The 22431-nt window shown below is 72.0% G+C and carries 21 protein-coding genes; 12 read left to right on the top strand and 9 right to left on the bottom strand.

The genetic code is table 11. From position 1 onward, the window contains the following. The first annotated feature begins 24 nt into the window (after positions 1-24). A complete protein-coding gene (locus tag VG296_RS26640; RefSeq protein WP_325570383.1) occupies positions 25-2367 on the top strand; it encodes a glycosyl hydrolase family 18 protein in 2343 nt (780 codons plus the stop codon). An 86-nt stretch (positions 2368-2453) separates the two neighbouring features. Here the strand turns inward: VG296_RS26640 and VG296_RS26635 are convergent, their stop codons facing one another. Next, positions 2454-3134 (bottom strand): HAD family hydrolase, encoded by a 681-nt coding sequence (locus tag VG296_RS26635; RefSeq protein WP_325570381.1) that lies wholly within the window; start codon positions 3132-3134, stop codon positions 2454-2456. A 138-nt stretch (positions 3135-3272) separates the two neighbouring features. Between VG296_RS26635 and VG296_RS26630 the strand changes: the two genes are divergently transcribed. Together VG296_RS26630 and VG296_RS26625 are read left to right on the top strand one after the other, a co-directional pair. Then, on the top strand, positions 3273-3428 hold the full coding sequence (locus tag VG296_RS26630) for a hypothetical protein (protein WP_325570419.1): 156 nt from the start codon (positions 3273-3275) through the stop codon (positions 3426-3428). A 13-nt stretch (positions 3429-3441) separates the two neighbouring features. After that, positions 3442-4215: a maleylpyruvate isomerase family mycothiol-dependent enzyme gene (locus tag VG296_RS26625; protein ID WP_325570379.1), complete on the top strand. Its 774-nt coding sequence runs from the start codon at positions 3442-3444 to the stop codon at positions 4213-4215. A gap of 247 nt (positions 4216-4462) precedes the next feature. On the opposite strand, the gene VG296_RS26620 is transcribed toward VG296_RS26625, so the two are convergent. The 4 genes from VG296_RS26620 to VG296_RS26605 form a co-directional block, all read right to left on the bottom strand. Further along, positions 4463-4687: a hypothetical protein gene (locus VG296_RS26620; RefSeq protein ID WP_325570377.1), complete on the bottom strand. Its 225-nt coding sequence runs from the start codon at positions 4685-4687 to the stop codon at positions 4463-4465. 171 nt (positions 4688-4858) lie between these two features. Beyond that, positions 4859-5944, bottom strand: coding sequence for a hypothetical protein (locus tag VG296_RS26615; RefSeq protein ID WP_325570375.1), 1086 nt, complete (start codon positions 5942-5944; stop codon positions 4859-4861). Between the two features lie 131 nt (positions 5945-6075). Further along, positions 6076-6777, bottom strand: a complete 702-nt coding sequence (locus VG296_RS26610; RefSeq protein WP_325570373.1) for a response regulator transcription factor — start codon at positions 6775-6777, stop codon at positions 6076-6078. Then, positions 6774-9461 carry a sensor histidine kinase KdpD gene (locus tag VG296_RS26605; RefSeq protein ID WP_349259698.1) on the bottom strand — a complete coding sequence of 896 codons (2688 nt, stop codon included), beginning with the start codon at positions 9459-9461 and terminating at the stop codon, positions 6774-6776. Before VG296_RS26605 ends, VG296_RS26610 begins: the two co-directional genes overlap by 4 nt. Positions 9462-9804: 343 nt before the next feature. On the opposite strand from VG296_RS26605, the gene VG296_RS26600 reads away from it, so the two are divergent. Further along, the gene (locus VG296_RS26600) at positions 9805-10155 is read left to right on the top strand and encodes a universal stress protein (RefSeq protein ID WP_325570369.1); all 351 of its coding nucleotides are present in this window, start codon (positions 9805-9807) and stop codon (positions 10153-10155) included. Between the two features lie 83 nt (positions 10156-10238). Here VG296_RS26600 and VG296_RS26595 read toward each other — a convergent pair whose 3' ends face one another. Further along, entirely contained in the window at positions 10239-11669 is a 1431-nt protein-coding gene (locus VG296_RS26595; RefSeq protein ID WP_325570367.1) for a hypothetical protein, read from the bottom strand. A gap of 309 nt (positions 11670-11978) precedes the next feature. On the opposite strand from VG296_RS26595, the gene VG296_RS26590 reads away from it, so the two are divergent. Next, a complete protein-coding gene (locus VG296_RS26590; protein ID WP_325570365.1) occupies positions 11979-12374 on the top strand; it encodes a WhiB family transcriptional regulator in 396 nt (131 codons plus the stop codon). 106 nt (positions 12375-12480) lie between these two features. Here VG296_RS26590 and VG296_RS26585 read toward each other — a convergent pair whose 3' ends face one another. Both VG296_RS26585 and VG296_RS26580 read right to left on the bottom strand, forming a co-directional pair. Continuing rightward, complete coding sequence (locus tag VG296_RS26585; RefSeq protein WP_325570363.1) at positions 12481-12915, bottom strand: hypothetical protein; 435 nt, start codon at positions 12913-12915, stop codon at positions 12481-12483. Positions 12916-12974: 59 nt separating this feature from the next. Next, complete coding sequence (locus tag VG296_RS26580) at positions 12975-13478, bottom strand: FBP domain-containing protein (RefSeq protein WP_325570361.1); 504 nt, start codon at positions 13476-13478, stop codon at positions 12975-12977. A gap of 69 nt (positions 13479-13547) precedes the next feature. Here VG296_RS26580 and VG296_RS26575 point away from each other — a divergent pair, with 69 nt between their 5' ends. Further along, positions 13548-14126 carry a TetR/AcrR family transcriptional regulator gene (locus tag VG296_RS26575; protein WP_325570360.1) on the top strand — a complete coding sequence of 193 codons (579 nt, stop codon included), beginning with the start codon at positions 13548-13550 and terminating at the stop codon, positions 14124-14126. 33 nt (positions 14127-14159) lie between these two features. Here the strand turns inward: VG296_RS26575 and VG296_RS26570 are convergent, their stop codons facing one another. Then, positions 14160-15875, bottom strand: coding sequence for a glycoside hydrolase family 13 protein (locus tag VG296_RS26570; RefSeq protein WP_414641140.1), 1716 nt, complete (start codon positions 15873-15875; stop codon positions 14160-14162). Between the two features lie 324 nt (positions 15876-16199). On the opposite strand from VG296_RS26570, the gene VG296_RS26565 reads away from it, so the two are divergent. The 6 genes from VG296_RS26565 to VG296_RS26540 all read left to right on the top strand — a co-directional run bounded on the left by VG296_RS26565 (position 16200) and on the right by VG296_RS26540 (position 22369). Further along, entirely contained in the window at positions 16200-17378 is a 1179-nt protein-coding gene (locus tag VG296_RS26565; RefSeq protein ID WP_325570356.1) for a hypothetical protein, read from the top strand. 274 nt (positions 17379-17652) lie between these two features. Next, on the top strand, positions 17653-18483 hold the full coding sequence (locus VG296_RS26560) for an MHYT domain-containing protein (protein WP_349259702.1): 831 nt from the start codon (positions 17653-17655) through the stop codon (positions 18481-18483). Then, positions 18483-21017 (top strand): nitrate- and nitrite sensing domain-containing protein, encoded by a 2535-nt coding sequence (locus VG296_RS26555; RefSeq protein WP_325570352.1) that lies wholly within the window; start codon positions 18483-18485, stop codon positions 21015-21017. Before VG296_RS26560 ends, VG296_RS26555 begins: the two co-directional genes overlap by 1 nt. Next, a complete protein-coding gene (locus VG296_RS26550; RefSeq protein WP_325570350.1) occupies positions 21014-21424 on the top strand; it encodes a roadblock/LC7 domain-containing protein in 411 nt (136 codons plus the stop codon). Before VG296_RS26555 ends, VG296_RS26550 begins: the two co-directional genes overlap by 4 nt. Before the next feature lie 5 nt (positions 21425-21429). Then, the gene (locus tag VG296_RS26545) at positions 21430-21801 is read left to right on the top strand and encodes a DUF742 domain-containing protein (RefSeq protein ID WP_325570348.1); all 372 of its coding nucleotides are present in this window, start codon (positions 21430-21432) and stop codon (positions 21799-21801) included. After that, entirely contained in the window at positions 21782-22369 is a 588-nt protein-coding gene (locus VG296_RS26540) for a GTP-binding protein (RefSeq protein ID WP_349259697.1), read from the top strand. Before VG296_RS26545 ends, VG296_RS26540 begins: the two co-directional genes overlap by 20 nt. Positions 22370-22431: the final 62 nt, after the last annotated feature.

Raw genomic sequence — 22431 nt, 5'->3', positions numbered from 1 at the left:
CCTCAATGTAGAGACGGTGAGAGAGTGCGTATCAGGGAACGTAGAAGAGCCGCGGCGGCCGTCGCCGCCACCACCTGCCTGATGGCGGCGGGAGTGGCGGTGCTGGGCTCGAGCGCCCAGGCCGCCACGACGAACCTGCTGACCAATTCCGGCTTCGAGAGCGGGAGCCTGTCGGGGTGGACCTGTGACGCGGGCACCGGCGCGGCCGTCACCAGTCCCGTACACTCCGGCAGCTACGCCCTGTCCGGCGCGGCGACCGGTTCCGACGACGCGCAGTGCACGCAGACCGTCGCCGTGCAGCCGAGCACCGCGTACACGCTCTCCGGCTACGTCCAGGGCGCCTACGTGTATCTCGGCGTGACCGGCGGCACCGACAGTTGGACGCCGTCCGCCGCGAGCTGGCAGCAGCTGACGACGACCTTCACCACGACCGCGTCGCAGACCTCGATCCAGGTGTACACGCACGGCTGGTACGCGCAGGGGACGTACTACGCCGACGACCTGTCGCTGACCGGCCCGGCGGGATCCGGCTCGACCGCGACCGCCACGGCGTCGGCCACCACGACCTCCGCGTCCCCGACGGCGACCGCGACCGCCTCGGCCTCGGCCTCGCCGACGGCGTCCTCGTCCCCGACCGCGACCGCCACGACCCCGACGGCCACGGCCACCTCCGCCTCCCCCACCGCGACGGGCACCTCCACCGCCCCTGGCAGCGGCACCCCGCCGACCGGTGACGGCATCGTGACCACACCGAGCGGGCTCAAGGTCACCGGGAGCACCAGCTCCACGATCACGCTCTCGTGGACCGGTTCGACCGACAACTCGCAGACCGGCGACGTCCCCGCGTACTACGTGTACGAGGGCGGCGCCGTCGTCGCGACCTCGATGGGCACGAGCGTGACCGTCAGCTCCCTGGAGCCGAGCACCGCATACTCCTTCACGGTCTCCGGCTACGACGTGGCCGGCCACCAGTCGGCGACCTCGTCGGCCGTCAGCGCCACGACGCCGGCCGCGCCGTCGACCACCCCGAAGGTCAAGTCCGCGTACTTCGACCAGTGGGGCGTCTACGGGAACTCCTACTACCCGAGCAGCCTCGCCGCCTCGGGCGCCGCGGGCAAGCTGACCAACATCGACTACGCCTTCGAGAACATCTCGGACGCCGCGCCGTACCAGTGCTTCGAGACCATCAAGGCCGCGGACACCAACGAGAGCGACGCGAGCGCGGGCGACGGAGCCGGTGACGCGTTCGCCGACTACCAGAAGGAGTATTCGTCCAGCACCAGCGTGGACGGCAGCAGCGACGTCTACTCGCAGCCGATCAAGGGCAACTTCAACCAGCTGCGCGAGCTGAAGGCGAAGTATCCGAACATCAAGCTGATGGTCTCGATCGGCGGCTGGACGTACTCCAAGTACTTCTCCGCCGCCGCGGCGACGGCCGCCTCCCGGCAGGCCTTCGTCTCGTCCTGCCTCGACATGTTCATCAAGGGCAACCTGCCGGCCGGCATCTCCGGCGACCCGTCCGGCGGCACGGCCTCGGCCGCGGGCCTGTTCGACGGCATCGACATCGACTGGGAGTACCCGGCCAGCGCGGGCGGCCACACCGGCAACATCTACTCCGCGGCGGACACCGCGAACTTCACCGCGCTGCTGGCCGAGTTCCGCAGCGAGCTCGACGCCTACGGCGCGAGCGTCGGCAAGCACTACGAGCTGACCGCGACGCTGCCGGCCGGACAGGACAAGATCAACTTGATCCAGACCGACAAGATCGGGCAGTACCTCGACTACGGCAGCCTGATGGCCTACGACATGCACGGTTCCTGGGAGACCACCGGCCCGACCAACTTCCAGGACCCGATGACCCAGGCCTCGAACGACCCGTCCACCCCGGTCGCGCCCGGCAACCTGGACTACAGCGTGCAGACGGCGGTCACCGCGTACACGTCGGGATTGTCGGCGTACTCGATACCAGGCGGCTTCCCGGCGAGCAAACTCGTGCTCGGCGTGCCGTTCTACTGGCGCGGCTGGACCGGAGTCCCGGCAGGGAGCAACTCCGGGCTCTACCAGTCCGCCACCGGACCGAGCGCCCAGTTCAGCTACAGCGCGACGGCGGGCACGGCGTTCTACAAGGAACTGGCGTCGGCCGGCCTGGCGAACAGCACGTACGAACACTGGGACAGCACGACGGATTCGGCCTGGATCTACAACCCGTCCACCGACAGCTTCTACACCGGCGACACCGCGCAGTCGATCACCACGAAGGCCTCGTACATCACGGCCAACGGGCTCGGCGGCATGTTCGCCTACTCGCTGGAGGGTGACGACTCCTCCGGCACCCTCATCAACACCCTGGGGAGCAGCCTGCAGTAGGCAGGCCCACGGCCCGTCCCCTGCCACGCCCTCGCATCCGGCGTGGCAGGGGACGGTTTCATCGGCTCCTACCGATCAATCGGTTCTTACGGGGCGAAGGCGAACGGCAGCGCGTCCAGATCCAAGTCGCCCAGGCTCGGCAGGAGCGCGTCCGCCGCCGAGAGGTCGAGGTGCCTGCTCACGTCGTTCGGCACCGCCACGCAGCGCATCCCGGCGGCCTGCGCCGCCCGCACCCCGTTCGGCGAGTCCTCCAGCGCGATCGCGGCCGCCGCGGGCGCGTGAAGCCGCTCCAGCGCGAGAAGGTACACCGCCGGGTCCGGCTTCGTGCGCCGCACCTCGTCACCGGTCGCCACCGCGTCGAAGGAGTCGAAGATCCCCAGCCGCTCCAGGTTGCCCTGCACCCACCGCCGCGTCGAACTCGACGCAACCGCGAGCCCGATGCCGCGCAACTTCGCCTCCCCGAGCAGCGACAGCACGCCGGGGCGTACCGCTTCCCGGCCCATCAGCTCAACCTGCCGCGGCTTCCACTGCGCCCGCAGCTCCGCACGGTCATACGCGCGTCCGGTCTGCCGCCCCAGCTCGACCGCCGGATCCCATCCCGAGTCCGTGGACCCGATCACGTGCGCCCAGTCCCCCGTCGTCAGCGTCCCCCCGTACGCGGCGAACAACTCCTGCCACGCCCGGAACTCGGGCGTCTCCGTATCCAGGATCAGCCCGTCGAAGTCGAACACCAGCGCCCGCGGCGTCCCAGTAGCACCAGTAGTCACGCGCCGATCCTAGGGGCTGGCGCAAGGCCGAAGTCAAAGTGCGGTTCGCGCTCTGATGTCTGAATTGCCGTTGCCCGTTCGTGTGGTGTGAGCGCGATTGGGCGGTGTGGGGCGGTCGGCGCGTGGTCGGCTGGTCCGGTGAGCGACCGTAAGCCCTGTCCGAGCGATCTGTCCGACGCGGCCTGGGCGCTGATCGAGCCGGTGATCACGGCGTTGAAGGCCCGGTACCCCTCGCCGACCGGGCATTCGGGCCTCGTCCGACAAATTCGCTACCCGGCGGCCGGAGCGGCGTGATACACAAACCGACGTGCAAACCATCTTGGAGTTCCCCGAGGTCCTGCGGCTGATCGAAGACCGCTCGGTCGCGTTCCGCGCCGCGATCGCGTCCGCCCCCGACCTCGACGTCCAGGTCCCGACCTGCCCGGACTGGACGCTGCGCGACCTGGCGCAGCACCTGGGCGACGGCCGCCGCCGCCAGGCCGTCATCGTCGCGGCGGGCCCGGGCGCGGAGCCCCCGGCGAGGACGGACCCGAAGGGCGCCCCGACCGTGCCCCGCGACCGCGAAGCCCTGGACGCCTGGCTGGCCGCGTCGTTCGGGCTCATGCTCGACGCGATGCGCGAGGCCGGCCCGGACCGCGGCTGCTGGACCTGGTGGGGCCGCTCGCAGGCCCCGGAGACCAGCGGAGCCGTGGCCCGGCACCAGATCCAGGAGATCGCCGTCCACACCTACGACGCCCAGCTCGCCCAGGGCGCGGCGCAGCCACTGCCGACCGACGTGGCGGTCGAGGGCGTCGACGAGTTCCTGACGACGGTCTCGGCGACGAGCGTCCCCTGGCCGTTCAAGCCGGCGACCATCGACCTGCACGCGACCGAGGGCCGCGCCTGGCGCCTGACCCTCAACGCCGACGGCGTCCGCTGCGACGACCTCGCCGCGGACGCCGAGCCGGGCGACATGACGATGCGAGGCGCAGCGAGCGAACTGGTCCTCTACTGCTACGACCGCGTCCCGCTCGACGGCCTGGAGATCACCGGCGACGCCGAGCCGATGGAACAGCTCGCGAACTGGGACCCGAACGCGTAGAAGGCGAAAACGCGAAACGCACGTCAGGCGGCCGACCGCAGCCAGCGGTCGAGCACGTCACAATCCTCGACGAGCAAACCGAACGAAGGCTCGACGAAATGCAGCAGCGCGAGACCGGGATGGTACTCGGCCACCCACTCCCGGTCCGCGTCGGTGATCTCGTCATCGACGCGGGATACGCGGATCCGCGACCAGATTCAGCGGGACGAAGCGACGGGACTGCACTCCCAAAGCTCAAAGTCAAAGCTCAACTGTCGGCGTCTTCGGCCAGGGCCGTGCAGACCAGGGCGCTGTACTCGTAGAACTGCTCGAGCGAGATGAGCACGGCCATCGGCTCGCGGTGCCGACCGATCAGCACTGGCACCGCGTCTCGGCCGCCGTCTTTGAGTCGCGCGAGCACGAGAGGTAGCACCGTCCGGATGTCCGTGACGGTGATGGTCTCCAAGGTCGCGGAAGGTATGCGTCGGCTCACGTCTCACAACGTACGGCAGACTACGGCAGCACCCTGACGTACTTCCGGCGCACCGCCAGACGCCCCGCCAGGCGTCACTCGTGGCTCCGCCTCCCGCGCCGAGTACGACCCACTGGGATCCCAGTGGGTCGTACCGCCGAAGTGGTCCGGGCGCCGGGCTTACCGGTCGGGCTAGTGGTTCGGCAGCTGCCACGCGGTCACGTTGGCCGCGGCCTCGGTCTCGCCCGCGATCAGGCCGCTGTCGCTGATGTATCCGGCGCTGGCGGACTCTCCGCTGGTCGGCAGGAGGTTGATCGTCTTGCCGTGGTCCAGGACCAGCGATGCGAACACGCCGTTGTCATAGACGTAGGCGAGCATCTGGCCCCGGTCGTTGATCGCCACGGGCTGGTCCGCCCCGAGGGTGGTCAAGGTCCCGTCCTGCCAGAGGAAGCCTTCGTTGCTCCCGGTGCCGCCGGCCGCGTAGTAGCCCACGACCTGCCCCTCGTCATTGAAGCCGTTCGCGTCCGTGCCGACCGGGAGGTCGGTGGTCTTGCCGTGGTCCCACACATACGCGTAGATGGCAGATCCCGACGGGGTCTCGGCGTTGACGAGGACCTGGCCGCTGTCGTTGACCGCGAGCGGAACGCCCGGGCCCAGATCCACGACCTTGCCGTTGATCCACGCGACCGCTTCCGAGCCTCCGGAGGCGGTGCCGGCGTAGCCGATGACCTCTCCCTTCTGGTTGAGCCCGGTCGGGTCGGTGTAGGTCCCGCCGAGGCCCGGCAACGTGGTCATCTTGCCGTTCTGCCACATGACGGCGCTGGCGTTTCCGGCGGACGAGGTCACCGTGCCGACGATCCGACCGTGGTCGTTGATATAGCTGGCGATGCTGCTCTCGCCGGACGGGCCGAGGTCGGTCATCGTGCCGTTGTGCCAGACGAACGCCTGCGGCGTGTTGGGGAAGGTGTCGGTGCTGCTGTAACCGACCACGTCGCCGTGGTTGTCGACGGCTGTGGCGTCGGCGTAGTCGGCGCCGGGCAGCTCACCCAGGTCGGTGATGGTGCCCGCGTGCCAGATGAACGCATGGGCCAGGTTGTTCACGTTGTAGCCGCCGATCACGTCGCCGCGGTCGTTGACCGCCGTCGCCCAGCCGGATGCCGAGACCTGGACGCCGGCCACCGACGTGGTGCCCTGCGCCGGCGTCGCGGCGGCCGCGAGCGTGCTCGCTCCGAGTACCGCGGCCGTCGCCAAGCCGGTGATGGACAGTGCTCGTTTCATGTGCCCCTCCAACTGTTGCCCCGAGTGCCGGGCCCCCTGACCCGGTCACACGCCCGGCGAACCGGACCCATTACAGAAGACTGGGACGGGTCGGGATCGGTTGGAGAAATGCGCTAATGAGACCGTGCTGCCTACGGCTGGAACCGGTACCCCATGCCCGGCTCGGTCAGCAGCTGCCTCGGGTGGGACGGCTCGGGCTCGAGCTTCTGCCGGAGCTTCGCGAGGTAGAACCTCAGGTAGTTGGTCTCCGATTCGTACGCCGGGCCCCAGACCTGCTTGAGCAGCTGCTTGCCGGAGACGAGGCGGCCCGGGTTTCGGACCAGCACCTCGAGCACGGCCCACTCGGTCTTGGTGAGGTGCACCGCGTCGGGGGCGTCGGCGGGGGCGTCGGGGCGCTTGGTCACGGTCTTCGAGCTGAGGTCGACGCTGAAGTGGCCGATGAGCACGACGGGCTCGTCGGCGCCCGCCTCCGATTCGGCGCGGCGTTGCAGGGCCCTGAGGCGGGCCATGAGCTCCTCCATGGAGAAGGGCTTGGTGACGTAGTCGTCGGCGCCGGCGTCGAGGGCGTCGACCTTGTCGGAGGCGTCGGCCCTGCCGGACAGGACGAGGATCGGGACCTTCGTCCAGCCGCGCAGACCGGCGATCACCTCGGCGCCGTCCATGTCGGGCAGGCCGAGGTCGAGGATGACGAGGTCGGGCAGGTGCCGGGCGGCGGCTTCGAGGGCCGCGGCGCCGTCGGCCGCTACGACGACCTCGTAGCGGCGCGCCGAGAGGTTGATCCGCAGGGCGCGGAGCAGCTGCGGCTCGTCGTCCACCACCAGAACCCGCATCATCGGGCGATCTCCTCTACTGCGGTTCCCGTTCCCGGGTCGGAACTCGCATCGGTGCCAGTGCCGGTGCGGCTGCCGGTGCCCGACGCGGCGGGCATGGACAGCACCATCGTGACGCCGCCGCCCGGGGTGTCCTCCGGGATCAGCGTGCCGCCCATCGCCTCGGTCAGCCCGCGGGACAGGGCGAGTCCGAGTCCGACGCCGCTGGTGTTATCGCGGTCGCCGAGCCGTTGGAACGGACGGAAGACCAGGTCCCAGTCCTCCTCCGGGATTCCCGGGCCTCGGTCGATCACCCTGACCTCGACCTGCCTGCCCAACGCGGAGACCGTCACGCTGACCGGCGAGTCGGTGTGCTTGACCGCGTTGCCGATCAGGTTGGCCACGACGCGCTCCACCAGCGGCGCGTCCACCAGCGCGTCCGGGAGGTTCGGCTCCGGCGGTTCCAGGCGCACCCGTCCGGCCGCCGCGGGTACGTCGTCGATCGCGCGCGGGATGATGTCCTCGATCGCGGCCGGTTCGAGCCTCGGCTTGAGCGCACCCGCTTGGAGGCGGGACATGTCGAGCAGGTTCTCCACTAAACGGGTGAGCCGATCGAGTGATTCCTCAGCGGCTTCGAGCAGTTCACCGCGGTCCTCGTCGGGCAGTTCGAGCTCCGGGTCCCGCAGCGTGCTGATCGATGCCTTGGCCGCGGCCAGCGGGGTACGCAGGTCGTGCGAAACGGCCGCGAGCAGCGCGGTACGCATCTTGTCCGCGGCCGCGAGGGCCTGGGCGGAGGCGGCCTCGCGAGCCAGCCTTCTGCGTTCCATGGCGGCGGTGGCCTGCGCGGCGAAGGCGGCCAGGACCCGCTGGTCGGCGGCGGGGAGGGTACGGCCGCGCAACGCCAGGACCGCGCCGGGTCCCGCGTCGATGACGGTGTCGGCGGCGCCGGGGCACAGTGCCGGGTCGGCTCCGGTCGAGGCGACGAGCGTCCAGCGGCGCGGGTCGTCGATCTCGTCGGGCAGCCGCGGGCCGCCGGTGTCGATGCGCTGCAGTAAACCTACCGACTCCATCGAGAAGGTCTCGCGGAACCGTTCGAGCAGCGCCGAGATCGCCTCGTCGCCCCTGAGTACGGCCACCGCGAAAGCATTCAGCGTCTCCGCCTCGGCCGACGCGTGCGCCGCGCTGCGAGTCTGTTTGATCGCCAGATCCACCACCGACGCCACCGTCAGGCCCACGATGACGAACACGACCAGCGCGATGGCATTGTTCGCCTCCGCGATCGTGATCGAGTGCACCGGCGGAATGAAGAAGTAGTTCAGCAACAGCGAACTCCACAACGCCGCCACCAACGCGGAAACCATGCCGCCGAGCCGGGCGACCGCGACTGTGAGCGTGAGGAAGAGCAGGATGTCGCTGGCCACGTTCAGCCGCAGCGAGTGGCTGGTCGCGGTCAGGATCGCGGCCAGGATCGGCGGCGCGAGGATGCCCGCGACGATGCCGCGCCAGCCCCCGCCGGAGCCCCAGGCCGCCTGGCGCAGCGGGTTCGGGGGCAGCCAGCCGCGCCGCCTGGGCGTGGTGTGCTCGTTGTGCGTGACCATGTGGACGTCGATGTCGCCGGACAGCATCGTCGTCGTCTCGCCGATCCCACGCCCCGTCAGGAAGCGGTTGAACCGGCTGCGCCGCGAGGTGCCGAGCACGAGCTGCGTGGCGTTCTTGGCCTGCGCGAACTCGATCAGCGCGCGTGAGACGTCGTCGCCGATGATGGAGTGGTACGTGCCGCCGAGCGTCTCGACGAGGTGTCGCTGGGCGGCCAGCGCCGTGGGGCTGGTGTCCGCGCTCAGGCCGTCCGAGCGTGCAATGTGCACGGCGAGCAGCTCGCCGCCCGACGAACGCGCCGCGATCCGGGCCGCGCGGCGGATCAGCGCCTCGCCGGACGCGTCGCCGGGGAGCGCGATCACGACCCGCTCGCGCGCCTCCCAGACCCGGCCGATGCCGTGCTCCTCGCGGTAACGCTGCAAGCCCTCGTCCACCCGGTCGGCCAACCACAGCAGCGCGAGCTCGCGCAGCGCGATGAGATTGCCGACACGGAAGTAGTTGCTCAGCGCGGCGTCGACCTTCTCGGCGGCATACACGTTGCCGTGCGCGAGCCGCCGACGCAGCGACTCCGGCGACATATCGATCAGCTCGATCTGATCCGCGGCACGCACCACCTCGTCCGGCACGGTCTCGCGCTGCGGTACACCCGTGATCCGCTGCACCACGTCGTTGAGCGACTCAAGGTGCTGAACGTTGACGGTCGTGATGACCTCGATACCCGCATCAAGCAGATCCTGAATGTCCTGCCAACGCTTCTCATGCCGACCGCCCGGCACGTCCGTGTGCGCCAGCTCATCCACCAGCGCCACCTGCGGACGCCGCGCGAGGACGGCGTCGAGGTCCATCTCCTCGAAGTCGATACCGCGGTATTCGCGGTGGGTGCGCGGGACGGTCTCCAGACCCTCGGCCATCCGCGCGGTCTGCTCCCGGCCGTGCGTCTCGACGAACGCGATCACCACGTCCGCCCCGCGTTCGACGCGGCGTTGCGCCTCCTCGAGCATCTTGAAGGTCTTCCCGACGCCCGGGGCAGCGCCGAGATAGACCCGTAGCTTCCCGCGTTGACTCACAGGTCGATCTTTCCACCCTCGGCAGCAGGTAGCCCCCGTTCGCATACGCCGCTCTAACGCGCGTTAGAGGAATCTCCACGCTTGGCTGACGGGCCGAGACCCGTCCGTTACCCGCGTTGCCGAACCGGGTAATCCGCCGTCGCGCCCGTTGAGTCGGCGTGAGCAGACGGGTCGGACGCTTGCCAAGGTGTTGTGCTGTAGGTGTGTTCGCAACAATCGTTGGACGCGTGGTCGTCGGGGTGGACGGATCGCCGGCAGCCTGGAGGCGCTGCGTTACGCGCTGGGCCAGGCCCGTCGGCTCGAGGCCATGCTGATTCCCGTTCATGCCTGGCAGCTGCCGGGCGGAGACGTGCCCTCGCGCCGCTCGGCGACGCCCGGGTAGGCGCGGATGGTGCGCGATCCGGCGGAAAAGCAGCTGATCCGCGCCTTCGAGGAAGGGCTCGGCGGGCCGCCCGAGGACCTGCCCGTCGAGCCGTTGCTGGTGCGCGGCGCGACCGGGCCGGCGCTGGTGGAGGCCGCGGAGCATCACAACGACCTGCTGGTGGTCGGGGCCGGGCGGCGCGGGAAGTCGCGCCACTCGCTGCACGCGGCGACCGCGCGCTACTGCCTGGCGCACGCGGTCTGCCCGGTGATCGCCGTGCCGCCGCCGACCCTGCAGGCCCAGATCCCGACGCAGCTCAGGCTGCGGGCGAGCGCCGACCGGCTGGTGCACGAGCTGACGCACGCCCACCATTCGTGACGCATCGTTCGTGAAGCAATACGAATGGAAACCGCCCCCGTGCGCCGGTCGGCGCACGGGGGCGGTGGACCGTCGGACCGCCGTCAGGCGGCCACCAGGGACTGCCGGGCTTCGGTGAGCGGGGCGAGGATGCGGCCGGGGGCGCCGCCCTGCTCGAGCCGGCGGTGCACGGCGTCGACCCGGTCGAGGCCGGTCGCGTACCAGTGCCGGCCGAGCTGGTCCACGGCCGCCTCGAGCAGCCGCGCGGACTCCTCGTACTCGCCCTGCCTGGCCCGCGCCCCGGCCAGGTCGGCCAGGGTGATCGAGCGCTGCTTGCCCGCGCCGGGGGTCAGCCCGCGCAGGTTGTGCTCCAGCGCCTCGGCCGCCCGGCCGGGCTGGCCCGCGGCCAGCCGGCAGAAGCCGGAGAATCCGGTCAGCCGGGAGGCGTCGTAGTAGTCCAGCCACTGCGGCCTGGCCGGTCCGCCGCGGCCGAGCTCCGCCTCGGCGCGGGCGATCGCCTCGGTGGCGGCCCGGCCGTCGCCGAGCCTGGCCTCGACCTCGGACTGCACCGCGTAGAGCCAGGAGCGCTGCTCTGCGCTCGCCCCGCGCAACCCGACCTCGAGCGCCTGCCGGATCAGCGCCCTGGCCTGCCCGGCGACGCCCGCGAAGGCCGGCGGGAAGGCCGCCGTCGCGAGCACCGCGCTGAGCAGCGCCGAGTCGCCGGCCTCCCGTGCCGCCTGGCGGGCGGTGTCGAAGAAGGACGCGGCCCAGTCCGGCCGTTTCACGTCGAAGAAGGACAGCCGCGCCGCCAGCAGCGCGGTCTCGGCCACCGGCCCGGCCAGCCGGGCGCGCAGCATCGAGCCGGCCGATCGTAGGAGTTCGGTACCGAGCTCGGCGTGGGCGCGCACGGGCTCGATCATCGTCTCGGCGGGCACCGTCCAGTACAGCGAGCGCTGCTGGGCGGTGATCGCCGCGTACCCCGACACGGCCTGCGGATCGAGGGCGGCCCGCCGGGCGGCATTGCCCAGCGCGCCGGTCTCCACCCGTTCCGTCCCCGTCCCCGCCGCCGCGGCCGGCCTGGCCGACTCGGGCCACACGCTCGCGCCTGAGCCGAGGGCCACGGCCCCGGCGACGAATTGACGCCTTTTCACTGGTTCTGCTCTCTCTCGGTCGTCGTGGTACGACCGGGCGGCGCTCGCTCCCCCTGGAGTCGGTCCCGCCTCCTCGCCCAGCTCGTGCCGCGGGGCGCCCGGCCACGGGGCCGGGAAGCCCATGCGCTCGATCGGCAGGCCGAAGAGGGATTCAAGGACCTCTTGGTACGCGGGCAGCGGCAGCGGCGGGTCGGCGCCCTCCCAGCGGCGAACCTGCCGCACCGAGAGCGACAGGGCCCGACCGACCTGGCGGGAACGCTCCTCGAAGGCGAGCGCGAGGTCGGCCTGGGTCCAGTAGCGGCGGCGACGCAGTTCGCGCAGCGTCACCACGTCGGACTGCCCGTCCGCGGTGAGCCGCCGATCCTCCGGCTGCGATGCTGTCATATGACTGAAGGTAGCGGCCCGCTCGCATATGCAAGCTGCAATTGCACGAATCCACCCAGGCGAGGGAGTGCACGCCCGCGGAGTGCGCCGTGCACGGACGGGCGCGCGCCCCCTGGTGGGAAGGGCCGTGCGAGGCCCGGGGGCGGAAAGGCGCGATTCGGGGGCGCGAATCGGGAACGGTTCGAGCGCCGCAGTCGTCGTATTCAGTAGGCCGAGACCGGATCGAGATTCGCCGAGGTGACGGGAACACCCGTTCGGCGTCGTCCGTTTGACGCCTTGAAAGACGAGTCGAGTGGAGGGGAAGACGACATGACTCGGATGGACACGGCCGGAGCGTCGACGGGCGGGAGCGGCGGGGTCTCGCTGCTCCCGGAGCGCCGTTCGGCGCGCAACGCGGCACGGATCCCGGCGATCGCGGATCTGCGTCTGGGCTGGCAGGAGCAGGCGCGGTGCCAGGGGGCGGACGCGCGGCTGTTCTTCGGTCCGGAGAAGGAGCGCACGCGGGACCGCGAGGCGCGCGAGGAGGAGGCCAAGCAGATCTGCGCGGCCTGCCCGGTGCTGCGCGAATGCCGGGCGCACGCCCTCGGCACCCCGGAGCTTTTCGGCGTCTGGGGCGGCCTGAGCGAAGCGGACCGGGAGCTGGCCACGGGCTCGTCCTTCGGCCGCCGCATCCCGCGCCCGCGCGCCGTCACCGCGATGCGCTGAGAACTGAGAAGGGTTCCGCAAGCTAAGGATCTTCAAAATTCAATAACCCGGCCGGATATTGGAAAACGCGGCGGGAAGGGGCGATGAACGGCGGGTGCCGAGCCGTTCATCGCCGGGCCCTGAGCGAATCCGGGCCGAATGCTTCGCTGTGCCCTGAGACGCCGAAGCGCGGCGCGGCGTGGTCGTGGCGGTGCGCTCGTGGCAGTGCGCGGTCGTGGCGGTGCGCACCGTCGCGGCGGTGCGCGGTCGCGGCGGTGCGCGGTCTCGGCGCGGTCTGGCGGCGCGCGTAGTTGTGGCAGCGCGCGCGGTCGTGGCGCGGCGCAGGCTGGTTCGCGCCCGAGGTGACGAGCACGGTCGTGGCGTGGCGTGACGTGGTGCGCCCGAGGCGGCGGGCACGCTCTTCGCACACCCGGCGGCGGGCACCGTCACGGCGCGGCGCAGGCTGGTTCGCGCCCGCGGCGACGAGCACGGTCGTGGCGTGGCGTGGCGCGCCCGAGGCGGCGGGCACGCTCTTCGCGCACCCGGCGGCGTGCACCGTCACGGCACGGCGCACGCTAGTTCGCGCACACGGCGGCGCACGCGGTCGTAGCGCGGCGCACGCTAGTTGGCGCCTGCGGTGATCCTGTTCAGGAAGGTGTCGAGGCCCTTCTCGACCCGGGCGATGCGGGCGGCGGGGTCCAGCGTTTCGTCGAGGAGGGTGCCGGCGGAGATCTTCTTGCCGCGCGCGTAGAGCGAGCAGGCCAGGTCCGAGCAGATGTACTGGCCCACGGTGTTGCCGTTGCGCCCGGCCTCGCCCGCTCGGCGCGCGGCCAGCAGGGCCACGCCGCCTCCGGTGCGGGTGGTCTTGCAGATCGTGCAGATGCTGCGGGCGGTGAATCCGCGCGAACCGCCGGAGGCCGTGCGCAGGGCTATGCCGACAAGCCGCCCGCTCCGCTCGGCGACGAGGTAGCCGCGCTCGGGGGCGCCCGGATCGCGCCAGCCGAGGAAGTCCAGGTCGTCCCATGGCAGCCCGGCGAAGTCGCGCGGCAGGTTGAGGCGTTGCGCCTCCCCCTTGGAGCAGTTGACGAAACTCGCGCGGATCTCACTCTCGGTGATCGGTCTCATGGCGCCAGCCAAGCATTCCTAGCGGTATTATGCAAATTCCTAAAGGCTTTAGGTTCGAGGAGGCCGCCGGTGGCACGCGCGGGAGTGAGCGTCGAGGGTCTGGTCCGGGCCGCGGCGGAGTTGGCGGACGAGGTCGGGTTCGAGCAGGTCACCGTGTCGGCGTTGGCGCGCCGCTTCGACGTGACGGTCGCGAGCCTCTATTCGCATATCAAGAACGCCGATGAGCTGCGGGTACGCCTGGCGGCACTGGCTTTGACCGAGCTCGCGGACCGGGCGTCGGACGCGTTGGCCGGGCGTGCCGGGAAGGACGCGCTCGTCGCGTTCGCGACGGCGTACCGGGACTACGCCAAGGAGCACCCTGGTCGGTACACGGCGGCGCGGCTGCGGATCGACGCGTCGTCGCCGGCTGCCGCGCCGGCGTTGCGGCATACCGCGCTCATGCGGGCGATCCTGCGCGAGTACAAGCTCCCCGAGACCGAGCAGGTGCACGCCGTGCGCCTGCTCGGCAGCGCGTTCCACGGCTTCGCGAGCCTGGAGACGTCCGGCGCGTTCGCGCACTCCGGCGACGTGGACGCCTCGTGGGCCCGGGCGCTCGATGCCCTGCACGCGGCCCTGCTCAACTGGCCGCGCCCCCTGACCCCGCAGTAGACGGGTCAGGGGGCGCGGTATGTCGAAGCGATCTCAGCGGGCGCTCCACCAGGCGGTCGAGTCCGGGGGCAGCACCACTGTGTCGGAGGACGCGGGAGCGTCCAGGTCCACGCTCGCGATCTCCAGTGCGCCGGGGCGGCGGATGGTGACCGGCTTCGCGCCGACGTTCACCGTGCAGACGAACCCGGGGGCGCGGTGGAAGACCAGCAGGTCCTCCGCGTCGCCGAGGAGCACCTCGGTGTCCTCCGGCCAGTCGAGCCGTCCGTCGCCGAGGGCGGGCAGCTCGCGCCGCAGCTTCAGGGCTCTGCGATAGAGGCCGAGAGTGGAGGCGGCGTCGTCCCACTGGGCCTCGACCGTCTTCTCGCGCCACTGCTGCGGCGCCGGGAGCCAGCCGTTCGCGATGTTCATCGGCGTGAAGTTGTACGGGGACTCGCTGCCGCCCCAGGGCAGCGGCACCCGGCAGCCGTCGCGGCCCGAGGAGCCGTCCGCGCTGCGCAGCCGCTGCGGGTCCCGCAGCAGTTCCGCGGGCAGGTCGAGGACCTCCTCGAGGCCGAGCTCCTCGCCCTGGTAGAGATACGCCGAGCCGGGCAGCGCCAGCATCATCAGCGCCGCGGCCCGCGCGCGCCGCAGCCCGGACTCGCCGCCGCCGTACCTAGTCACGTGCCGGCGGATGTCGTGGTTCGACAGCACCCAGGTCGTCGGAGCTCCGACGAGCGAGGACGTGCGCAGCGAGTCGTCGATGACCGTGCGCAGCTCGTCGCGCTGCCACGGGGTGCCGAGGAAGTGGAAGTTGAAGGCCTGGTGCAGCTCGTCCGGCCTTACGTACGCGGCGAGGCGCTCGAGCGAGGGCGCCCAGGCCTCCGCCACGGCGATGCGCTCGCCCGGGTACTCGTCCAGGATCTCCCGCCAGCGGCGGTGGATCTCGTGCACCTCATCCTGGTCGAAGTACGGCAGAACCGTGCTGCCGAGCATCTGGATCTGGTTGGTGAACCCGGCGTCGGGCAGGCCCTCGGCCTTGATCATCCCGTGCGCCACGTCGATCCGGAAGCCGTCCACGCCGCGGTCCAGCCAGAAGCGCAGGATCTGCTCGTGCTCGGCGCGCACCTCCGGGTGCCACCAGTTGAGATCGGGCTGCGCCGGGTCGAACAGGTGCAGGTACCACTCGCCAGGCTCACCGTGCCGCTCGGCGATCCGGGTCCAGGCCGGGCCGCCGAAGACGGATTCCCAGTCGTTCGGCGGCAGCTCGCCGTGCTCGCCGCGGCCCTCGCGGAAGATGTAGCGCTCGCGGGCCGCGTCCGCCGGAGCCGCCTCGACGGCCTCGCGGAACCAGCGGTGCGCGGCCGAGGTGTGGTTCGGCACGATGTCCACGATGATCCGGATGCCGTGCCGGTGCGCCTCGGAGATCAGCGCCTCCGCGTCGCCGAGGGTGCCGAACAGCGGGTCCACCTCGCGGTGCTCGGCCACGTCGTAGCCGCCGTCGGCCATCGGCGAGGCGTAGAACGGGGTGATCCACACCGCGTCCACGCCGAGCGCCCGCAGGTAGGGCAGCCGGGTGCGGATGCCGAGCAGGTCGCCGACGCCGTCGCCGTTCCCGTCCGCGAAGGACCGGATGTACACCTGGTAGATCACCGCGTCCCGCCACCACGGCGTCGTCTCCCCGTGGAAGGCGGTCGCCGGGGCGGGCACAGTTGCCGGCTTGCCCGGCGACTGGGTCCTGGTCGCGCCCTGTGCGTGGCCGGTCACCGTCATTCCTTCGTTCCTCTCAGCGCGGGCAGGAGTAGCTACCGGTCCACGATGCCGCATTTGTGAGGAATATGTAAAACGGCGTAACAAGCAGCGTGGTCCTGTGTCGGGTGGGTTACCCGGACACGGATGCTGACTCACCAGAGCCCGCCACGGTTGCGCCAGGGCGGCAGTCTGTCAGGTCGGGGAGGGTTCCCGCAGGTCGCTTGCGGGGATCACTGGAGGCGGACCCGGCGCGTTCGAGCGCTCGCCGGGCTCGTGGAGGTGGACATGCGGTCGGGTCCGGTGCCGGAGAGCCGGTGGGAGGCAGAGCTGTGCCACACTGCGAATGTGGCCACGCACCAACAGCAGACCCGGGGGCAGGCGGCCCGGCCGTCGCCGCAGCCCGCCCCGCAGCGCAAGCCGCGGGGCCCGGTTCCCGTGCCCGCGGCCGCGCAGGGTCCGCAGCGTCAGCCCGGGCCGCCGGAGCCCGCCGGGCGCAAGCCGGCGCCGCGGAACGTCGATCCCGCGGCGGGCCCGCTCGGCTGGCTGCGGGTGCGCGGCACGCGGCGGCGGCTGCTCAAGCTTCCGGCGCTGGCGGCGCGTGACCGGGAACCCTTCGATCTCGGCGGGATGCACTGGCTGCCGCAGCTGTCCGGCGCGCTCGAGCCCTCGCTGGTCCTGCACGCCGGGCACGGCGGTCCGCCCGAACTGCTGGCCGTGGCCGAGATCGCGACCAGCGTGCTGCGCGGCGCGGACACGCGCGACCTCGCGGCCCGGCTCGGCGAATGCCTGAACACTCCCCCGGCGGCCGGGACCGTGCGGCGGATCCAACTGCTCTACCAGGTGCCCGGCCCCGCCGGACGCACCCGCGCGTACGCGGTGCTGGCCCTGGCCTACCACCCGGCGCTGATCGGCCGCGCCGCGAAGCTGTGCCAGGGCGAACGCGGTCTCGCCCAGGTGGCGATCAAGGCCGCGCAGAACGTCTTCACCCAGCTGAGCAGGGACGACGCGACCGGCGGGCGGCTCGGCCCGCTGGTGCCGCTGGACCGCGCGGCGGTCACCGGCCTGCTCGGCTCGCTGCTGCTGCCCGGCCGCGGCCCGCTGCCCGGCCCCCGGCACACGGACACGCCGTGGCAGCCGGAGGAGGTCGACGCCCGCGCCCCGCGCGGCTGCGCGGTGACCGGCGGGTCCGGCCCGCGCACCGCCACCTGGTGGCACGCGACCGGCTGGGTCAAGCAGTGGCCGCGCACCCTCGGCGGCGCGATCGATCTGGCGGCCCCGGCGGCCTTCCTGCCCTCGGGCGTGACCGGCGCGGCCTCGATCGTGGTCGGCCCGGCCGGTCCCGAGGGCGAGATCGCCGCGGCCGGGTTCGTCACCGTCTCGGCGCGGGACGCGAACGAGCTGGAGCTGGCACGGGTCGGCGCGCACGCGGCGGCCGAGAGCGGCGGCGCGGTGCTCGAGTTCTGCGACCGCCGGCACCACGTGGCCATCGGGCGCACGCTGCCGCTCGCGCAGGGCCTCAGGTAGTTTTTCCGACGCACCGTCGGTTCCTTGCGCCACGGCGCGCCTCCCGCGCCACCTCCGTATCAATGTTCGAAACTGCCCGGCCGCGTCCGGAAAACTCACCGAACGTCATGCTCCGGGCACACAGGGCTCTCCCATGGCCGCACCAGTGATCATTCGTTCTACGCCCAAGATCAGGAAAAGTTAAGGGAAAAACCCGCGGGGAGGTAGCGCCCCGTGCCATCGTCGGGGTCTGCCACGGATAACGAAAAGACCACGAAGGGGTGCCATGGGCTCGATGGGGATGATCAGCGAGACGGGCTTCGGCTGGCTGACCCCGGTGCTGTCGTACCTGATGGCCTGCGTCGGCGGCGCCCTCGGGCTGCGCGCCACGCTGCGCGCGGTGCACGCCCCGGACCGGCACAGCCGTCGCAACTGGCTGATCTCGGCGGCCATCGCGATCGGCACCGGCATCTGGACCATGCACTTCGTCGCGATGCTGGGCTTCGCCGTGGTCGGCACCCAGGTCCGCTACAACGTGCCGCTCACCCTGCTCAGCCTGATCGTGGCGATCGTCGTCGTCGGGGTCGGGGTCTTCGTCGTGGCGCACGGCGACGGCAAGCCGAGCGCGCTGCTCGGCGGCGGGCTCGCGACCGGTTTCGGCGTGGCCGCGATGCACTACATCGGCATGTCGGCGGTGCACATCGACGGCGTCATCCACTACGCCGACTGGGAGGTGGGCGCGTCGGTGGTGATCGCGACGGTGGCCGCCACCGCGGCGCTCTGGGCCTCGCTGACGATCCACAATCCGCTCGCCTCGCTCGGCGCCAGCCTGGTGATGGGCATCGCGGTGAGCGCGATGCACTACACCGGCATGGCCGCGGTCCGCGTGCTGGTGGACCCCGGGGCGCCTCCGCCGTCCGGCGCGACGGCGATGGACTTCATCTTCCCGCTGACCGTCGGGCTCGGCTCCTACCTCTTCCTGACGGCTGCCTATGTCGGCCTGTCGGACACCGGCCGGTCCGCGCAGCTCGGCGCGCCCGCCAGCCCCGACGCCAGTGCCGCCGCCCCCGCCCCGGCCGCCGCTCCGGCCGCGCGTCGCCCGCTGGCCGAGGAGCCGACCCGCTGATGACGACGCAGACCGCCGCCTCGATCACCGAGACCCCCGCCGATCCCCGCCGGTCCCGACGCGCCGCGCACCGCCGCCCGGTCGATCCCCCGCCGCCGGCCGCGCGCCTCGCACCGCGGCGCGGCTTCGGCTTCACGCCGCGCACGGTCCGCGCCCGGATCGTCAGCCTGCTCGCGCTGCCCGTGGTGTCGCTGACCGCGCTCTGGGGCATCGCGGCCGTGAACACGATCAGCGCCGCGTACAACCAGTCCCAGCTGCGGACGCTGGACTCCGCGGTCTCCATGCCGCTCGACGGCACGGTCGTGGCCCTGCAGCAGGAGCGCTCGGAGGCCGACTCCTACCTCGCCGTGACCGGCGCCGCGCCGACCAACCTCAATGCCCGGATAACGTCGTCGCGGGCCGCCGAGGCGACGCTGCGGCTCGGAATCGAGCAGTCCGCCGCCGCGGCCGCCGATCTGAGTCCGCAACTGGCCGCACGGTTCGCGGCGACCACGAAGGCTATGGACTCGCTGACCGCGATCCGCGCCGGGATCCTCGGCCGCTCGCTGTCCGTCGCCGACGCGAACAACGCGTACGCCACGGCCATCGCCGACGCGTTCGACGTGCAGGCCACGGTCGCCGGGATCCCGGGAGCGTCGTCGACCGCCCAGGCCGCGGTGTACCTGTCCGAGGCGCACGAGCAGCTGGCCCTGCAGGACGCCCTGCTCGGCGGCATGCACGTCTCCGGCTCGCTGAGCGCCGCCGCGTACCCGGCGTTCGTCGGCGCCGTCTACGCCGAGCGCTCGTACCTGCGTCAGGCCTCGATGGGCGTGGCCGACCCGACGGCGAGCGTGACCGGCCAGTCGCTGACGGCCCTGCAGAACGCCGTGGTGGTGGCGGGTCCCGGCTCGAACGCGGACAACGCGGCCCCGGCGCGGGCCTGGGACTCGCTGGCGCCGACCGTGCTCTCCGACATCGACTCGGCGGAGCGGACCGCGTCCATTCCCGCCGCCAGCAATCCGTACGGCAGGCTGCTGACGACCGGTTCCGGCTTCGGCGTCCTGCTCGGCCTGTTCGCCCTCGTCATCAGCCTGCTGATCTCGGTGGGCATCGGCCGGAGGCTGGTGACCGACCTGGTCGGGCTGCGTGACTACGCGCTCGACCTCGCCGGGCGGCGGCTGCCGGAGACGATGGCGAAGCTGCGGGCCGGGCAGACCGTCGTGCCGCAGCAGCAGGCGCCGCCGCTGGACCCGGAGGCGGGCGAGCTCGGCCAGGTGGCCGACGCGCTGGCCGTCGCCTCCCGCGCCGCCATGCAGGCCGCCGTGGAGCGCGCCGAGCTGGTGTCGGGCGTGTCCGGGGTCTTCCTCAACCTGGCCCGGCGCAGCCAGGTGCTGGTGCACCGCCAGCTCGCGCTGCTGGACGCGATGGAACGGCGCATCGAGGAGCCGGACCACCTCGAGGACCTGTTCCGGCTCGACCACCTGGCCACCCGCATGCGGCGGCACGCCGAGGGCCTGATCATCCTGTCCGGCGCGACGCCCGGCCGCGCCTGGCGGCACCCGGTGGACCTGACCGACGTGGTGCGCGCCGCCGCCGCCGAGGCCGAGGACTACCCGCGGGTCGAGGTGCGCCGGATGCCGCGGGCCCGGGTGCTCGGCCCGGTCGTGGCCGACCTGACGCACCTGCTGGCCGAGCTGATCGAGAACGCCACCTCGTTCTCGCCGCCGCACACCCGCGTCGTGGTCGGCGGCGAGCCGGTCGGCTCCGGCTTCGCGATCGAAATCGAGGACCGCGGCCTCGGCATGAGCCCGGAGGCGCTGCGCGAGGCGAACCGGCGGATCGGCGAGTCCAGCGGCGACGACCTGTTCGACAGCGACCGGCTCGGCCTGTTCGTGGTCTCCCGGCTCGCGCGGCGGCACGAGATCCGGGTGAGCCTGTGCGCCTCGGCGTACGGCGGGATCACGGCCGTGGTGCTGATCCCGAGCGGCGTGATGCAGAGTCCCGGCGAGTCCGGCGACGCGCCGGTGGCGCTGAACGAGCTCGGCGGCGCGCAGCGGATCGGCGGTCCGCGCACGCTGCTTCCGGCACCCGGGCTCCCCGCCCCGACGGCGCACGCCGGGCTCGTCCCGCCGCAGCCGCTCGCGGAGGCGGTGAGCGTCCCGCACACCAACGGGCACACCCGCGTCTCGGAGACCGTGCGGCCGCAGGCCTTCGACGGGCTCGGCGCCGACGCATCGCATGCCTTCGACGTCGGCGGCCTCGACCTGTCGGCGCTCGGCCCGGACGGCCTGCCGCGCCGGGTCCGGCAGGCGAACCTGGCGCCGCAGCTGCGCGCCGAGCCCCCGCCCCGGCCGTCCGCCGACCCCGCGTCGGACACCGGCGAGGCGCCGCAGACCCTGCGGCCGCCGCGTTCGCCAGAGCAGTATCGGGCCACGATGTCCGCGTTCCAGCGCGGCTTCACCCAGGGCCGGGCCGACGGCCCCGCCGAGACCCAGACCCCCGCGGCGGACGCGGCGGCGGACGAGCACGATCCGAGAGGGGAAGACGCCCGGTGAGCGGAACCACGGCCGGCGAGGTCAACTGGCTGCTCGACGAACTGACCACGCGCACGCCCGCGATCAGGCACGCCGTCATCCTGTCCACGGACGGCCTGGCGATGGCCGCCTCGCGCAACCTGAGCCGGGAGGACCGCGAGCACCTGGCGGCCGTCTCCAGCGGCTTCAACAGCCTGGCGAAGGGCGCGACCCGGCAGTTCGGGGCGGGCGCGGTCCGGCAGAGCATGGTCGAGTTCGACGACGGCTTCCTGTTCGTGGTCGCCGCCGGATCAGGGGCCTGCCTCGCGGTGTTCGCCGAGGCCGAGTGCGATATCGGCCTGGTCGCCTACGAGATGGCGCGGCTGGTCAAGCAGGTGGGCGAGCACCTGTTCGTGCCCGCGCGCGACGGACAACCGCAGGCGCCGTGATGCGGATGAACGACCGTCCGTCCTGGTACGACGAGCAGGCGGGGCCGCTCGTGCGGCTCTACGCGCTCACCCGCGGCCGGGCCCGTCCCTCGCCGGTGCTGCTCGACCTGCTCTCGCTGGTGACCGCGGAGAACGACCCGTCGCGCGACCCGATGCTCAGCCCGGAGCAGGCGGCGGTGCTCACGCTGTGCCGGATCCGGCCGCGCTCGGTCGCGGACCTCGCGGCCGACCTGGACCTGCCGCTCGGGGTGACCCGGGTGATCCTGACCGATCTGCTCGATTACGGGCACATCCGGGTGACCCGGCCCGTGCGCCCGGTGGACATCCCGGACGAACGACTGCTGCAGGAGGTGATCAATGGACTCCGCGCGCTCTAGCTTCGTGGCGCTGAAGATCCTGGTGGCCGGCGGTTTCGGCGTCGGCAAGACGACCCTGGTCGGCGCGGTGAGCGAGATAAGGCCGCTGCGCACCGAGGAGGCGATGACGACCGCCGGTCTCGGCATCGACCACACCGACGGAGTAGCGGGGAAGTCGACCACGACCGTGGCGATGGACTTCGGCCGCATCTCGCTGCGCGAGGACCTGGCGCTGTACCTGTTCGGCACCCCGGGTCAGGACCGCTTCTGGTTCCTGTGGGACGAGCTAGCACAGGGCGCCCTCGGCGCGATCGTGCTCGCGGACACCCGGCGGCTGGCCGACTGCTTCCCCGCGGTGGACTACTTCGAGCGGCGCGGCGTGCCGTTCCTGGTGGCGCTCAACGAGTTCGAGGACGCCCGCCACTTCGACCCCGACGCCGTGGCCACCGCCCTCGACCTGGACCCGGGCACCCCGGTGATCACCTGTGACGCCCGGGAACGCGCGTCGGTCAAGGAGGTGCTCATCACGCTCGTCGAACACGCCGGCCGCCACCACGCGGGCAGGGCCACCGCGACGGTGAGCGGCTGAGGTCCAGTGAGCGGCTGAGGAGCCGCCGGGCCCCTGGAGTCCCCGCACAAGCGCCCGCCCGA

The sequence above is a fragment of the Actinospica sp. genome (genome assembly GCF_035552695.1).
Classification (GTDB): domain Bacteria; phylum Actinomycetota; class Actinomycetes; order Streptomycetales; family Catenulisporaceae; genus Actinospica.
Note: the sequence above shows the minus strand (reverse complement) of the source record. Positions and strands in the feature narration are given on the sequence as shown.

What these genes read in the sequence shown, in the direction of transcription:
- VG296_RS26555 (WP_325570352.1), top strand. Translation starts at nt 18,483, where the DNA reads ATGACGACGCAGACCGCCGCCTCGATCACCGAGACCCCCGCCGATCCC.
- VG296_RS26545 (WP_325570348.1), top strand. Translation starts at nt 21,430, where the DNA reads ATGAACGACCGTCCGTCCTGGTACGACGAGCAGGCGGGGCCGCTCGTG.
- VG296_RS26590 (WP_325570365.1), top strand. Translation starts at nt 11,979, where the DNA reads ATGACTCGGATGGACACGGCCGGAGCGTCGACGGGCGGGAGCGGCGGG.
- VG296_RS26560 (WP_349259702.1), top strand. Translation starts at nt 17,653, where the DNA reads ATGGGGATGATCAGCGAGACGGGCTTCGGCTGGCTGACCCCGGTGCTG.
- VG296_RS26605 (WP_349259698.1), bottom strand. Translation starts at nt 9,461, where the DNA reads ATGCGAACGGGGGCTACCTGCTGCCGAGGGTGGAAAGATCGACCTGTG.
- VG296_RS26580 (WP_325570361.1), bottom strand. Translation starts at nt 13,478, where the DNA reads ATGAGACCGATCACCGAGAGTGAGATCCGCGCGAGTTTCGTCAACTGC.
- VG296_RS26595 (WP_325570367.1), bottom strand. Translation starts at nt 11,669, where the DNA reads ATGACAGCATCGCAGCCGGAGGATCGGCGGCTCACCGCGGACGGGCAG.
- VG296_RS26570 (WP_414641140.1), bottom strand. Translation starts at nt 15,875, where the DNA reads ATGACGGTGACCGGCCACGCACAGGGCGCGACCAGGACCCAGTCGCCG.
- VG296_RS26540 (WP_349259697.1), top strand. Translation starts at nt 21,782, where the DNA reads ATGGACTCCGCGCGCTCTAGCTTCGTGGCGCTGAAGATCCTGGTGGCC.
- VG296_RS26600 (WP_325570369.1), top strand. Translation starts at nt 9,805, where the DNA reads ATGGTGCGCGATCCGGCGGAAAAGCAGCTGATCCGCGCCTTCGAGGAA.
- VG296_RS26610 (WP_325570373.1), bottom strand. Translation starts at nt 6,777, where the DNA reads ATGATGCGGGTTCTGGTGGTGGACGACGAGCCGCAGCTGCTCCGCGCC.
- VG296_RS26615 (WP_325570375.1), bottom strand. Translation starts at nt 5,944, where the DNA reads ATGAAACGAGCACTGTCCATCACCGGCTTGGCGACGGCCGCGGTACTC.